The sequence below is a fragment of the Pseudomonas sp. MD195_PC81_125 genome, assembly GCF_014060985.1.
Lineage (GTDB): Bacteria > Pseudomonadota > Gammaproteobacteria > Pseudomonadales > Pseudomonadaceae > Aquipseudomonas > Aquipseudomonas parakoreensis.
Map to the genome: position 1 here is coordinate 1 of NZ_JABULD010000710.1, position 14052 is coordinate 14052.

General features: G+C 52.9%; 12 protein-coding genes, 1 tRNA gene and 2 pseudogenes. 6 read left to right on the top strand and 9 right to left on the bottom strand.

Translation table 11 applies throughout. The annotated features are described in order from the left end of the window. Positions 1-71, bottom strand: a pseudogene (locus HT737_RS27990) (enoyl-CoA hydratase); the annotation flags it as partial. A gap of 296 nt (positions 72-367) precedes the next feature. Between HT737_RS27990 and HT737_RS27995 the strand changes: the two are divergent. From HT737_RS27995 to HT737_RS28005, 3 genes are all read left to right on the top strand, one after another. Then, positions 368-457: transfer RNA gene (locus HT737_RS27995), tRNA-Ser, on the top strand. A 221-nt stretch (positions 458-678) separates the two neighbouring features. Next, positions 679-1224 carry a hypothetical protein gene (locus HT737_RS28000; RefSeq protein WP_220459536.1) on the top strand — a complete coding sequence of 182 codons (546 nt, stop codon included), beginning with the start codon at positions 679-681 and terminating at the stop codon, positions 1222-1224. A 58-nt stretch (positions 1225-1282) separates the two neighbouring features. Further along, positions 1283-2401 carry a hypothetical protein gene (locus tag HT737_RS28005; RefSeq protein WP_182404441.1) on the top strand — a complete coding sequence of 373 codons (1119 nt, stop codon included), beginning with the start codon at positions 1283-1285 and terminating at the stop codon, positions 2399-2401. A gap of 45 nt (positions 2402-2446) precedes the next feature. Here HT737_RS28005 and HT737_RS28010 read toward each other — a convergent pair whose 3' ends face one another. The 3 genes and pseudogenes from HT737_RS28010 to HT737_RS31405 form a co-directional block, all read right to left on the bottom strand. Then, positions 2447-3613, bottom strand: a complete 1167-nt coding sequence (locus HT737_RS28010; RefSeq protein WP_182404442.1) for an Arm DNA-binding domain-containing protein — start codon at positions 3611-3613, stop codon at positions 2447-2449. A 437-nt stretch (positions 3614-4050) separates the two neighbouring features. Next, positions 4051-6775: pseudogene (locus tag HT737_RS28015) on the bottom strand (toprim domain-containing protein). Between the two features lie 277 nt (positions 6776-7052). Continuing rightward, positions 7053-8093: a hypothetical protein gene (locus tag HT737_RS31405; RefSeq protein WP_012723149.1), complete on the bottom strand. Its 1041-nt coding sequence runs from the start codon at positions 8091-8093 to the stop codon at positions 7053-7055. 112 nt (positions 8094-8205) lie between these two features. On the opposite strand from HT737_RS31405, the gene HT737_RS28025 reads away from it, so the two are divergent. From HT737_RS28025 to istB, 3 genes are all read left to right on the top strand, one after another. Then, the gene (locus HT737_RS28025; RefSeq protein WP_012723150.1) at positions 8206-8469 is read left to right on the top strand and encodes a hypothetical protein; all 264 of its coding nucleotides are present in this window, start codon (positions 8206-8208) and stop codon (positions 8467-8469) included. Between the two features lie 906 nt (positions 8470-9375). Then, positions 9376-10260, top strand: coding sequence for a hypothetical protein (locus HT737_RS32055; protein WP_306287287.1), 885 nt, complete (start codon positions 9376-9378; stop codon positions 10258-10260). Beyond that, positions 10257-11006 (top strand): IS21-like element helper ATPase IstB, encoded by a 750-nt coding sequence (gene istB / locus HT737_RS28035; RefSeq protein ID WP_012723152.1) that lies wholly within the window; start codon positions 10257-10259, stop codon positions 11004-11006. Before HT737_RS32055 ends, istB begins: the two co-directional genes overlap by 4 nt. 204 nt (positions 11007-11210) lie before the next feature. Here istB and HT737_RS32875 read toward each other — a convergent pair whose 3' ends face one another. The 5 genes from HT737_RS32875 to HT737_RS28060 all read right to left on the bottom strand — a co-directional run. Next, a complete protein-coding gene (locus HT737_RS32875) occupies positions 11211-11300 on the bottom strand; it encodes a DUF4113 domain-containing protein (protein ID WP_311138688.1) in 90 nt (29 codons plus the stop codon). A 169-nt stretch (positions 11301-11469) separates the two neighbouring features. Next, complete coding sequence (locus HT737_RS28045) at positions 11470-11850, bottom strand: hypothetical protein (protein ID WP_012723153.1); 381 nt, start codon at positions 11848-11850, stop codon at positions 11470-11472. A gap of 121 nt (positions 11851-11971) precedes the next feature. Continuing rightward, positions 11972-12166, bottom strand: coding sequence for a hypothetical protein (locus HT737_RS28050; protein ID WP_032657047.1), 195 nt, complete (start codon positions 12164-12166; stop codon positions 11972-11974). A gap of 3 nt (positions 12167-12169) precedes the next feature. Next, positions 12170-13459, bottom strand: coding sequence for a cbb3-type cytochrome c oxidase subunit II (locus tag HT737_RS28055; protein WP_058417012.1), 1290 nt, complete (start codon positions 13457-13459; stop codon positions 12170-12172). Between the two features lie 3 nt (positions 13460-13462). Continuing rightward, on the bottom strand, positions 13463-14052 hold a 590-nt coding region (locus HT737_RS28060), incomplete at its 5' end, for a cbb3-type cytochrome c oxidase subunit I (RefSeq protein ID WP_182404443.1).

The following is a 14052-nucleotide window of genomic DNA, read 5'->3' on the forward strand; positions in this document are numbered from 1 at the left end:
TTGACCTTGCCGTTGTTCAAGGTCAGGGTCGCGATACCGTCTTCGAGGTGGTAGGCAATCAACTCACTCATGACGCTATTCCTTGTAAGAAAGATGGGCAGACGTTACCCACCGCCGCAGGCCAGGTAAAGCGCCGTGACTGACCCGCCAGTCACCGTTTCCGGCCGCGCCTGGCGTAGCACGCCGTTCTGCTTCTATATAAAAGGGTGGCCGTCACCAGAGATTGTCCGGTTTGCCATCGCCCAAGGCGGGTCGAAACGCCTTTATGCCTTAAGCGCATGAAAATTCTGAAAAAAAAGTTTGCCATCAGAAAAGCTTTCGACTACATTAGCGCGCCTCGACAGACAGAACATGTTTGAAGAGATACGGTGAAGTGTCCGAGTGGCTTAAGGAGCACGCCTGGAAAGTGTGTATACAGGAAACTGTATCGAGAGTTCGAATCTCTCCTTCACCGCCACATTCAGTAAACGCAAACCCCTGATTTTCCTAGAGAAAGTCGGGGGTTTGTGGTTTTTGGCGTCTGGAAAAGGGCGATATGGGAACATTATGGGAATGCCTAGGTGTTTTAATCGCCGTTGGTGTAAGCCTTGGTGAGCTCTTAACCTGTGCCTCGGGGGGGATGTCATCTCTCGTCCTAGCTCACGAGTAGGTGAACCATGATGACGGACGGAGGATGTTATGAGGGATCAAATCGTGTTGACTGAGCAATGTTTCCTAAACATATGTTTCATTCCACTTGATGCAACAGGGGCAAAATTTTTTGGTTTTTCAGAGTTTCTTGCCGGTCTAGCCCTTATGGTTCTTGCTTGGACTATCGGGGATGTGAGGTACCGTTTCCGCATTCAAGCTGCGCCGATTCCGCTTCGAGGAATTACTTTTTCAGTCGTCACGGCGGTAGGGATACTCACGTTGCTCACGGATTTGTGGCGTGCCGAGCAATGGTTAGTGCCCAGGGGCAATCTTTTAACCCCTGCGTCTTGGCAGGCTCTCTTAGGTGGTGCATTCCTTCTTACCTTCCTCGTTTGGGCATGGTTTGCATTTATACGGCCCCCAATATTTGGCAAGAGAAATACTGAACGATATGCACAGAGTCTATATCGTTTCATTCTCAAAGGTTCTCCTGCAGAGTTGGCAGTGATTGCAGATGAGCTTGTCCACTCTGCTCGTCCGCTTATTCGTTATGCTTTCGATAAGACTGAGATCCAAAAGCAACGGAAAGCTTAATCAAAATAGGTGGAAAATTAAAAATTCAAAAGTTGGGGCTTATGCGAACGACTTGCTGTTGCTTATTGCTGACAAAAGACTTTGTCGAGCAATAGTGGAATCTTCACCTGGTACTGCGCTTGCGATATTTCAAGAGATTGGAGATACGAAAAAAATATGGTGTTCAAGTCGAAATTTTTTTCAAAAAAATATTATCAATGAAGCTATTTTAAACAGAGATTCATTTCTCTATCACGAAACAGAAGAGTACGATTCTGGGTTGATTGGTCACCACAAACCTCTGAGTCATGCAATGTTCTCGAATTATCTAATGGTTGAGAATATTGGGACGCTTTTGGATCCGGATTTGATGGGTAATTCTAAATGGGATGCTGGGCAGTGGGGGGCTTACTGTCGAGTTCTGTTAATGACCTTTATTGACTATTCTGAAAATTATTCTTATCGACATTCTTTCGTACTGTACAGAGCAATGAGTTACCTGGAAGGAGCCGCGTCTGATCTTTATACCCTAAATGGAATTGCTAATGTTCCTTGGGATAACGATGCTCTGTCGCGCATGCGGGTTATAATCGATTTCATATGTGAAGCTGTTGAAGTGCTAGAAAAACAAAATGTGCCGGAGTATTTCGTGTTGCGAGTTCGCGATGACTACGGGCCAGTGCACAAAACTGCTTATGATCACTTGGCAGGCTTGGTCTTTGAGGTGATATTTTCCGCATCGGCGGTTAAGTTTCCTAAGTGGGATTGTTGGATGATTCAGCATAACTCTGTATGGGGGAGACTGTTCAGTGATCATAGGCTTTCAGGTGTGGCGGGACAGATTGTAAAATTTAAGGTTCGCAGACTACTTTATAATGAAGTAGTCCGAATGAAGAAATTTCCTAACTTCAAGGGTGCTAAAATAATTGGATTTTGTTTAAATGTTATGGGTTTCTCAGTGGGGAAAGGTGATTGGGGTCGGGATAGTCGTCCTTTGCAGAAAGTAGTGTTGAACTGGACTAAAAATAATTATGTCGAGCTGCGTGATCTTAATCCTGCGATAGCTGAAGCGTGTCTCGTGGAAACGATTACTTATGATTCAGAGAGGTGCAGGCTGGTAAGGACGTCTGCAGTCGAGGGCACAAGAGCTGAGCCTTGGTACGAGTACTTGGATCTAGTATCGAATTCTTTGAATTAATAGCGGTTTAGTCAATAGCTCAAATGTTGGGCTATTGACAGATTTTTAAAGAGCCAACGCATGCTCTAACATCCCCACAACATCCGGCCCATCCTCATTAATCCAAGTCCCATAATGCTGCCGAATCATGTTGCCGTTGGTATGCCCCATCTGCTCCGCAATCCAATCAATCGAAGCCACCCCGGTTGTCAGTAACTGACTCGCATACGTATGCCGACACTGCCCAGGTCCCCGATACCGCACCCCAGCCGCAAGCAGGTGAGCCTTAAAAAACCGATCCCGCACCACAAAATCGCTCACATGCGGCAACCCGCTTTTACTGTTCAGAAACACAAACCGCAGCGTGTGCTTGCGAACAGTCTTGTTATCACGCTCCACAACCTCGACCGTCTCCGCCTTCTTGACCTTGTTGATCGCATCAATCCGGCGCAACGCATCCCACGCCGGTGCTAATAACCGCACCTTCCGCGTCGACCGGCGCGTCTTCGTCACCCGATATGCTCCGCGCACCTTCGACCGCCGAAACGTCACCGTCCCTTGCTCCAGATCGACATCTTCCCAGGCCAGCGCGATCGTCTCTGAAACCCGTGGCCCCGCCCAAATCATGAATTGCACCATCAGTACCTCCTGAATCCGCTTCGTGGGCGTTTCGAGGATCTGCTTGATTTCCGTCCTGGTGAATGGATCCGGTGCTTCAGGATCCGGCAACCGCACGAACAGACCCTCAGTAGGATCGTGCGCCACTTTTTTTCGAGTTCGATACAGCCGAAATACCTGCCGCACATTGCAGATGATGTCTCGAATAGTCTTGTTCTTGAGTCGCTTCGACAGCGTGTCCTGGATCCACTCCTGCAAATCCAAGTGATCGATCTGGTCGATCTGCGATTTACCCCAGCGCGGCCGGACGTGTACCTCGGCCTTGTTGGCGTACCCTCGATAGGAGGTCGCGGCGACGCTGTTGCTTTTGATCTTCAGCCAGAGATCCAGATAGTGGCCGAACGTGTTCTCGGCCAGCTTGCCCGAGTTGGGAAAGTGCCGGCTGTAATCGAAAGTACCGGCCTGGATTTCGTATTCGATGATGTTCACCAGGCGCGCCGCGTGTTCCCGGTTGGCCGGAGTATTACCGCCGGGGATGCGCTCCCGGCACAACTCGCCATTGAAGCGAAAGTAAACCCGCACTGAGTTTCCGCGGGCCTCTACACCGTCTGCCATAAGCACCTCCTGTGCTGTGTTAGAAATGGGAAAGGCCTAGTCCTGAGCCTTCTACTGCTGTTGCAACCTCACTCCTGCCTCAACAACCAAAACAACCCAGCACTTCTTTTTCGCGGCTTTTTAACCCCGCTCCGAGCCTCCTCAACCCGAAGCCGATCCGCAGCCACCTGCCGCGCTTTGCTGCATTTGCGATGATTCCCATGTGCCCGCGACCTCCCGCACTGGTCGCAAATCCCGTTCAAATCCAGACACCAGGGAAAAGCTTTCCTTTTCTTCATAACGCCCCCCGACCAGCGCTGAAACGCCCAACCTGTAAGCTGAGATTTCGCCCAACAAAGCAGGGCACATCCAAGAGCTCTAGAACCGCTATTTGCATCGTGTTTCTCCTTTACACATCCCGGCACTGCAGCACCGGGTGATCCCTTAATTGCAGGTCGTTACGCGTGCTGAAAAATCCAGCAGCGCACTGTGGTGCTCCTTTTTTGCGTGCCATTGATGACGGCTTGCGACGCACGCACCGCGCTGTAAATCGCCTTGTTGGTCTCTAGCCATTTGTGGCTGCGGCTGTTCACCAGCAGCCAGCGCAACGTCTTGAGATCCGCAAGGTTCTGCCGATGCTCGCTGGCCTTTTCGGCGAATTCGTTGAGGTTGATTGCGATGAGTTTCGGGTCGGTGCTGTGGTTGACCTGCGGGCCTTCGCCCAGGCTTTCGAGGTATTCGTAGACTTCCCAAAATTCGGCAACCAGCGGGTGGTCGGCACTGATCGCGGCTTGCCGCTCCAGCGCCATGACCATCAGCGCCTGATGCGTCGTGGCGACGTGGTTCTCATCGAGCGGGCAAACCAGGCGCAGGCAATCGACCAGGGCCATCAACTGGCTGTGGTTCTTGATGATCCGTTCCACGCGGATTTCTTTGAGCCGGCGCAGTTGCTGTTCATGAACCAGCACGCGTTCGGCGAACTTGGCCATCACTTGGGCTTCGGCACGAACGGCCAGCAACAGGAAGTGGCTCAACTGCTCGACCGGGATCAGGTTCAGGTTGTCGGCGGCCGCGCGGCTTTCGGTGGTGACTTCCGGGCGCGCAAAGTGCGATTTGATAATCCGGGTCAGGATCGCTTCAGATGCGCTGACATCGGCGTTCTGGCTGATCGCAATCGCACCCCGGAACGGCGGTTCGTAGGTCTCGTTACCGCTGGTCTTCATGCCCTTGGTACCGAGCGTGCCGCCGCCGTAGAAGTCTTTCAGCTCGTCCCAGTCGAAACCCTTGGCGTGCGCTTTATCCGGCTCGTTGCGGTCGCCCTCGATCAGCACGACCGGCATATTGGAAACTTGGCCCATGGCACGCTGCCGGCCGGCACGGGTCGATTTCGACGGGTCAAAACCTTCATGCTCGCGGCCCAGCAATTTCCACAGGAAGGTGAGCAACGTGGTCTTGCCGGCACCGGCTTCACCGGTGACTTCAAGAAACGGAAAGGACTTGTACTGCGCGCGGATCTGCTCGGCGAAAAGCGAACCAAACCAGAACGCCAGGGCGACGATGCCCTTGGCGCCGAAACACAGCCACAGCATTGGCAGCCAGTCGGTACGGTACTGCTTGCTGTCGCGCTGGATGTGCATGGCGATCGACTTCTGCAGCGTTTTCAGTCGCAGCTTGCCGAATTCGAAAAAGTCCTCCTTGTTCACCACGCTGACGATGCCGCCGCGTACCGCGAGATCGCCAAAGACGTAGCAGCCGTGCAGCTTGCTGTAGCCAATGAAGTCGATGGTCTCGACAGTCTTCAGGCCGAACAGCTGATCCTTCATGATCTTGTCGAGCTGCTGCCCGCTGCCGGTGAATACGGCGCCGGCGGCCATGCTGAGCAGGCGCTTCTTGAACTCGCTGGCGGCGGCGACCTGGCCACCGGTGAAAGTGTTCTTGACGCTGCCGCTGTCGTGCGGGAAGTCGACGCGGAAGTAGTACCAGGATTCGTCGGTGACTTCGTTGCGCTGGAAGTACAGCGCCTGTGGGTAGCAGTTGGCGATTTCCACCACGCCACCGCATTGGCGCAGGGCCTTTTCACGACGCTGCTTTTCGTTCAGCAGCTGGTCTTCGTGGCGCTCGGAGGACTCCAGCCCCTGCATGGCTTTGTTGAATTTCTCCAGGTCCATCTTGAACCAGTAGAGTCGGCTGTCGAAGCCGAAGTGAAAACTCGTGGCGCTCGCGCCATTCGTACATCAGCACGCCTTTCTCAGACGCGCTTTCGGCGATCAGCAAGGAGCCGTGATAGCGAGCGTTGGCCAGGTCCTTTTCGATCTGCTCAGCACGCTCGCTCTCGCCGTCAATGAACGCCCAGCGCTGATGCAGATCGTTCCAATCGACCTTGCGGCTGTTCGATTGCGGGATCTGTGCGGCTTCGCACTCGTAACCTAGGGCGCGAGCTTGGCGAACCCAACGCTTGATGTATTTGTGTGCGCCGGGTTCGTTGTCCAGCGCCCAAATGAGCTTGGGCAATTTGCCGCCGCGCTGCCGTGCCAGCTCTTTCAACGACTCTTCAGGGAAGAAGGCTGACGACATGGCCGACACCGCGGCAATGCGGTTATGTACCAGAGCGATCGCGTCGAAGATGCCCTCGACAATCCACAGTTCTTTGACGTCCAGCAGTTCGACGCATGGCGGGCACCACCAGTACCCACGCGGGCTGTCGCCGGGCTTGAACCGCGCCTTCATCTTGCCAAACCGGTGCGGCCGGTCGATCAGGCGTTCCCAGTAGCCACCTTTTTCCAAGGCGAAGCGCACCGTCGCGCTGCCGGCATTCAAGTCCTCAGAAAAATAGGTTTCCTGCGAGTACCAGCCCTGAATAACCTCGTGACGAAAGCCCCGGGCAAACTCAAGGTAGGCCCGTGCCGTCGCCGATGGAAATTGCTCAGAGGAGGGGGCCCGCTTGCTCCAATCATTGAACAGATCCTCGTAAATCTCCTTGAGGTGCCAGCGCTGAGCGCACTTGCTCTCACGACCACAAATGATCAGCCACGGTTCGGAGTAGCGGGCATACAACTCCTTTTGACCACAAGCCGGACATTTGCCGCCTCGCAGATAGTCGGTGCTCAAGCGACGCTTGAGCCCGTAGTCCCTGGCGAGGCGCTGCAACACATCGGCATGCAGCGCGCTGGTGAAGGTGTTCACCGACGATTCTTCGCCCAAATGCCGCAGGCCAAGACGGTGATCAGCTGCTGTTGCGCCGACATCGCAGGTATCGCCGCATACAAGGCTGCGCGTCGCTCGGTAATAGGGATAGAGCTGAATCGCTCATCATCCCAGTGCTTTTTAAATTGGGCGACCTGTGGGAAATTGCAACCCATTTGACCAGTCGTTTGCATTCGACTTGACCAGTCGTTTGCATCGGAAGTGACCAGGCATTTGCATTGGACTTGACCACTCGCCTGGCGAGTCATTTGAAAGGCTAAAGCAGCGGTACTGGTGGCACTGTCTGTGGCGCGCCATCGATGATGCACATCCATCCCCAAGTTCTCAGTGCCGACGTCTTCTTAAACTCCTCGACCAGCTCGGCCGCAATTTCCCCTATGTCCGTCCGCAACTCGAACTGAGGGCGCATTGCGTGCAAAACGTCAATTCCCATGTCCCCGGCAAGCAGCTTGCACATCAGCTTATTACGAAGCTTCCAAGGTAGGGCTTTTCCGCGCCTTTCCGGATGCTGGTAAACCATGGTGTTCAAATGCGCCGACGCGTGGATGTAGTCAGCGCTGCTCATCCAGATATGCAGATGGGCAGGCACTCCAAGGGGTAGGACGTTGAACACGAGCCAATCGATTAGGCCAACGGCAACACCGCGCGCTTGAAGCTCCATTGCCAGCATCAGAAGTACTTTGTGCAAGGTGCCTGCTGCCTTGATAGCAACGGTTTTTCGACCTAGGAGATCTGCTTCGACCACTATCGCGATCAACGCAGCGAGGGCATCCAAGCTTGCCCTGCGTTCGAGTTTTTCGAGTAGAACTTGAGTGATTGGTTCGCGCTGAACACTGTCCCAAATCATGTTGCTGGTGCTGCGATAAAGCACCAGTTGGACATCGGTATTTAACGCACGGAAGTAGCTGTCGAAGCTGATTTTCTGTTGCCGGGAGATCAGCTTCATCAAAGTCCATATGGGATGATTCAGGTCGCGGGACGATCCAGGTGCTAGCAGTTCCACCCTACTCAAGGTCTTGGCCTTGGGGGAGATCATTTTCTGTTCGTACCTAGACCACTTGCTTCGGTAATGCCGGATCGTGCCATTCGTATTTCTTCGAAATGACTCTTTTTCGAAATACAGCTCAAGGGCATAGGCAGTTTTGAGGCCTGTCCGCTGCCTCAGTCCTTCGAACCAGTAGCCCACTGCGAGCATTTCCACTGTGTTGCTTCGGGGGCGGCTATTTTCCGGAATTTGTTCGCGCAAGCTGCCTGCGAACTCCGAATAAATGTTTGCAATTCTCTTAAAATCAGACACTTAAAAATCCCCGAACGATCTTTGTACCGTAAAAAATGTAGAAGTCTTACGGCTGGAGCGCAAGGGGGCGGTTTATTACTATCAACTGTGACCAAACCGGACATTAAGTGCGATGCGCGAGCCCCTTGAAATCCAATTTCTGTCATTCGAATTAGAGCTCGACCTCAAACAGCGATATGGCCTGATGGTGGGTGGCAGCGCGCTGTGGAGAGAGTTGGGTTACACATCGTACGACGCGTTTCGTAAAGCTAAACAGCGAGGGACAATTGAGGTGCCGCTATTTGAAGTGCCTAATCGTCGGGGGTTCTTTGCTCTGTCCAAAGAGGTCGCTTGGTGGATTGCTACGCAGCGCTGCGCACGGCAGCAGGCCGTATGAACTAAGCATATGAGGAGTATCACAATGAGATCAGGATAGGAGCTAGCCGGTGGATTTGGAGCACAAAAAAGCCCAGGGGTGGAGCCCTAGGCTTTTTTGATGGTGTTAGGTTTCAGCCCTACGCGCCGTCATTCTGTGTTCCCTCGCGTTCGGCGTCAAGTCGATCACATTCCGTTTGTCTGCAATTTTCACACGGCGCGACCTGTGAGGTGTTCACACACCTGTCGCGAGGAGAACATATGAGGCTGCCAATAAGTACGCAGCGCGAGGTGCTACGCCTTACGAGCGACCCCAAGCTGTCGAATAGGGCTATTGGCCTATTAGCCAAAGTGTCCCATAACACTGTTCGCACCATTCGGGATCAGTTGGCACAGTGTGGACAAAGCTGGGAAGAACTGAAGCACCTTGACGACAAAGCGCTGGCGGAGCGTCTGCATACCCAGCCAAAAGTCTCATCTCAAAGGAAGGCTTACCCGTCATGGCCTGCCATCCATGAACAGCTAAAACTTCCTGACATCACCTTGGAACTCCTATGGCAAGAGTTTCGTACAAGCGAGCCAGAAGGCGTGTCTTATGCTCAGTTCACACGGATTTATCGTGAATGGGTCAATAGGCAAAAGCTGAGCATGCGACAGACTCACCTCCCCGGAGACAAGTGCTTCGTGGACTTTTGTGGCAGGACAATGCCTGTGACCAACCCGGATACTGGAGCAATCAGCCAAGCTCAGGTGTTCGTGGCAACGCTAGGTGCCTCGGGATACATTTTTGCCACCGCCGTGAGAAGTCAAACGATCCCAGACTGGCTCAGATGCAACATTCTGGCCCTGGAGTTCTTCGACGGGGTTCCACGGTTCGTTGTGCCTGATAATTTGAAGTCAGCAGTGACGAAAAAACACGAGAGATGTGGTGACCCTAAATCGTGCCTACGCCGAGTTTTCTGAGCACTACGGATTTCAAATTTACCCCGCCAGACCGCGTAAACCGCAAGACAAGTCGCTAGGTGAGATTGCTGTTCAACTGGTACAAAGATTCGTTCTCGCAAGGCTGAGAGCGAGCACCTTTTTTTCCTTAGAAGAGCTCAACGAGAAAATCAGCTACTGGGTTGATGAGCTAAACAGTCGAATCACTCGAACGTACCCTAAGAGCCGAACCAGCCGCTTCCTTGAGCTTGACTATCCAGCCCTCAAGCCGCTCCCAGAACATAAGTACAGCTACAGCAAGTGGGTGTATCAGGTTAGGGTAGGCAGCGACTACCACGTACAATTTGAAGAGCACAGCTACTCGGTTCCTTACCACTTCGCGAATCTTCTTGTCGATTTGCGCGTGCGAGACGATTGGCTCGAAATCATTCATCAGCGCCGTCTCATCGGCTCGCACAAGCTCAATCGTCAGCGGGGCACTAGCACTCTCAAAGAGCACTTGGCCCCGAATCACAGATATTTCCAGGACTCCCAGCCGGAAGCTCTGATTGTCTGGGCTGAGACTATTGGGCCGGAAACGCTCCGTTTCGTGAAGGACAACCTCAACCTGCGGAAAGATTTCTCGACCGGTTTGAAGGTCGTTGTTGGCCTGAAACGTGACGTTCGCAAAGGGGCAATCACACCGTCACGCCTTGAGTCCGCGTGCGGCTATGCGAATAGCTTGAACATCCTAAGTTCTGAGCGGCTGCGTTCGATCCTTCGGAACGAATCTGACCTGCGCCCCAACTACCGAAGATCCGCCCCCTTGGTCGAACACGCCAACATACGTGGTGCTGAATACTACGCCTCACAGGGAGATGAGCCGCTATGAAGTCAATCCTCGATACTGCCCAAAACCTTATGTCTCTTGGTCTGCACGGGATGGCAGCAGCCTACGAGCGTCAGCTTGAAACACCGGCGCTGCTGAAAGAACCATTCGAAACAAGGCTTGGTTTAATGATGGATGCCGAAAATAGCGAGCGTGAGAGCAGAAAGGTTGGACGTTTGCTAAAGAACGCAAGGCTTCGTGAGAATGAAGCCACAATAGACAGCATTGAATTCAAGGCGTCTCGAGGCATAGACCGCAATACGGTCATGTCCCTTGGTGAGTGCGAGTGGTTAGCGCGACGTCAGAATGTGATCATCACGGGCGCTACGGGCACTGGCAAAACCTGGCTCGCTTGCGCACTCGGAAACCAAGCCTGCCGCCTTGGGCGAGCGACGCTGTATCGCACTGCCACGAAGCTTTTTGAAGAAATCTCACTTTCTTACGCTGACCACACCACGCCTAAACTACGTCGGCATTTGATCCGCGCAGAATTATTAGTCATAGATGATTTGGGCATCGGTGGCATTGACGCCCAGTTGGGCCCGTTCCTCCTGGACGTTATCGACGAGCAGTCACAGAACGGCTCATTGTTGATTACAAGTCAGTACCCTAAAGAAAAATGGTATGACCTGTTCTCCGACCCCACGATTGCCGATGCAATTCTTGACCGTATCGTTCACAAGTCCCACGTTATAGAACTGAAAGGCGAATCAATGCGAAGGATCAAAAGTCGCAAACGGTTGCAATAGGATCCGGTGTTTATCCAGGTGGGCAATACGAATGCAATTGGTCAAATTGAATGCAAGCAGTTGGTCAAATGCAACGCAATCACCTGTTTTTTCAATAATGTATAATTGGCGGGATTAAGATTTTTGCTATGCTCTTTGAATCATCCTACCTTAATCAGATCTGAGGGTTGAAACCTTTAGTAAGTCCCAGCCCCAGTGCTAGCCCTATTTAAATTTAACAGTCCAGAGGTGATCCAGCTGGGTTGTGCAAATGGGGCTTAGCATCTGGCGCTTCATACCCCAGTATGGCGTTATGGGAACATCTCAAGAGCGTACGGTGCCTCGGCCCCATTTTACGTTGATCTGATCCATCATGCTTTGTGAGGCGCAGCGGCCGCACGTTGGCGGAACTATCAGGTAGTTAAACTTCTAGTTTGCGCCACTGACAAAGCCAGGGCGCATGCTAGCCTGTTAATTAATGAGGTTACGGTTTAGCAACGTGCCAGACTTGGTTGACACCGTCGCCGGTTGTATCCCCTGGCTTGGTATCTTTGACCCAGCTGTAAAGTGGCATGCCTTTGTAAGCCCATTGTTTTGTGCCATCGTCTCGAGTGACGACAGAATAATCATGATCCGCTTTGGCGTTTGCCGACACTGCCAGAGGTGGCCAGTTTGCAGCGCATGGCCCAGTGCAGACCGACTTGCCCGAGGTGTCCTTACCGAACGTGTACAGAGTCATTCCTTTCGCGTCTACGAGTACTTTTCCCTTGTCTGTTTCAGCAACCTTGACTGGCGCGTCGGCGAACGCAAAACCAGATATGCAGCAGACGGCAACAGCAGCGGTGAGGATCATTTTTTTGAACATACGTATTCCTTTGGTTTTTGTGAATTTTTGTAGGCTCGCCTGCTATTTGAAATAGTACGCGACCAGACAGTAGACGAACGCCAGACAGTTCTATTCCAGTTCCGTAAAAAACTTCCCAATATTATGTTTTACCGGAACCCTGATCTTTCCCCCCCTGTTGATCCAATGGCGTTCTTATTTGAGCAAAACGACGTTCACGCTCAAGCATCACGAGCTTGGGCGCCTCACTCCACAGCCGAAGTTCAGGGCTGACCCACCAAGCTACAACGAATGCAGAAACGATCAGGGTCATCACAATTACCATTGAAGCAAACATGATTCACTCCTGCTCGGTAGGTTGGTATAGCGTACGCAAATAGGTAACTACAGCAGTTCGTTGTTCGTCCGAGAGCACTGCTTTCCAGGGAGGCATTGCCGTACCTGGTATGCCTTCACGCAAGACGTTCTCCAGATACGCCGTGTTGCCTTTCTTCTCCCAGAAGTTCGCGGGGCGTGGGGAGAGCCCGCGAGATGCAGGCCCATTGCCCTGGCCACTGGCACCGTGGCAGCTAGCACAATTGGTGGAAAATAGAGACTGCCCAAGCGCTACGTCGCTAGACGGCAAGGCGCGCTCGTCCGCTGTATGCAGGCTTTGCACATAAAGCGTGAGTGCCACCAGCGTTGAGTTATCAAGGTCTCTCCAAGCGGGCATTGCTGTCCCGGGCCTGCCGTTCCACAAAACATCGGCTAAATGCCGGGTTGTAAATTGTGCATCGCGCAGGTTAGCCGGACGTGGCAGCAACGTCGGCGCCGCTAAGCCATCACCTGTTCCACTCGGACCATGGCACCCGGCGCAGTTCTCCGCGAAAGCCGCTTGTCCCAGACGTAATGCGATCGAGCGGTCATTTGCGTTAGTAGGTATCACAAAGCCAGGCACTGGCCCATCCAAGCGAGGTCGCGCGGCGATTGCATCTTGGCTTACATTGAGTGACGCCGACATTTCTTCATCTGCCATGCTGTCGTGCGACATCGCGTTACTGCTCTTCTGGGTTGATTGTTGAGCTTCAACCTGCGCCTGAAGCGGATCGTCATAACCCGAAACTTTTCTAGCTCTACCAAGCGTCTGTAAGTAGGCAACGAGGTCAATTCCATCCGATGTCGGTTTGTTGGCATCACCTTTAAACAACCAGGGATAGCCAGGCATTACAGAGTCACGAACGACATATCGAGGATTGAATAGGTGGGTCAGATGCCAATCATTACTTCGTACCTCGGTTTCCCGAGCTAAATCAGGACCAATGCGGCGAGTCCCCCAGAGTTGTGGGTAGTCGTATTTCGTTTCCCATGCTTCAGTGGGCGCCCCCCAGCGACTGACGTCCTGAGCTACGAATCGTACTTGTTGAGTATGACAATAACCGCACCCTTCGCGGGCATATACAATGCGCCCTCGTTCTTCTTTCGCGGAATACTGTTGCATGTTGGCAGGTGCACGGGCCTCGATTTCCTTTTGCAGTTGCTTCCCAGGCAATATCCCGAGCAGCATAAACGACAAGATAAAGAAGCCGATACCGGCTACAAATATGATCAGATAGGCGCTATTGAACAGGCGATGCTTGGTAACCGTTTGCATACCTTAAACTCCCGCTAACGTAGGGTGAATGACGGGAGAGGTACTTACGGCAGCACCGTTGTTTCGGGCTCCTGTAGTTAGGCCCAGGAAAAACGCGATGAAGCCTGCCAGAATCGGCAATCCGCTTAGGTCTCTGATCCACCAGTACGCCAGAGATGCGCGTACAGAGTCCATCCACGGCGCGGTGGTTTCCCATATTTGTGCCTGTACCAAACCGCCGGCCGTTAGTGTGGTGAACATGGCCAGTAGGCCGATAGTTATCAGCCAGTAAGCCCAATTCATCGCCGCTGCGCTGTAGCGGTTGTTTGGTATACGCTGCCAGGCATGGGCAATCCCGCCAGCGGCAACGAAGGTTGCAAAACCCAGCATCGCGAGATGCGAATGGCCAATTACCCAATCGGAAAAGTGAGTCAATCGGTTGACCGGCATCAGAGCCTGGAACGCGCCCTGCAAACTGACGATTAAATAGAACACCGTGCCCGTCCAGACAAACCTCAGAGGGACATCGCTTGCGACTGTCGAAGCTTGGCCTCGCAGTGACATCAGTTGGTTGAATACAACTAGTATCACGTCCATGCCCAAATACACGGAGG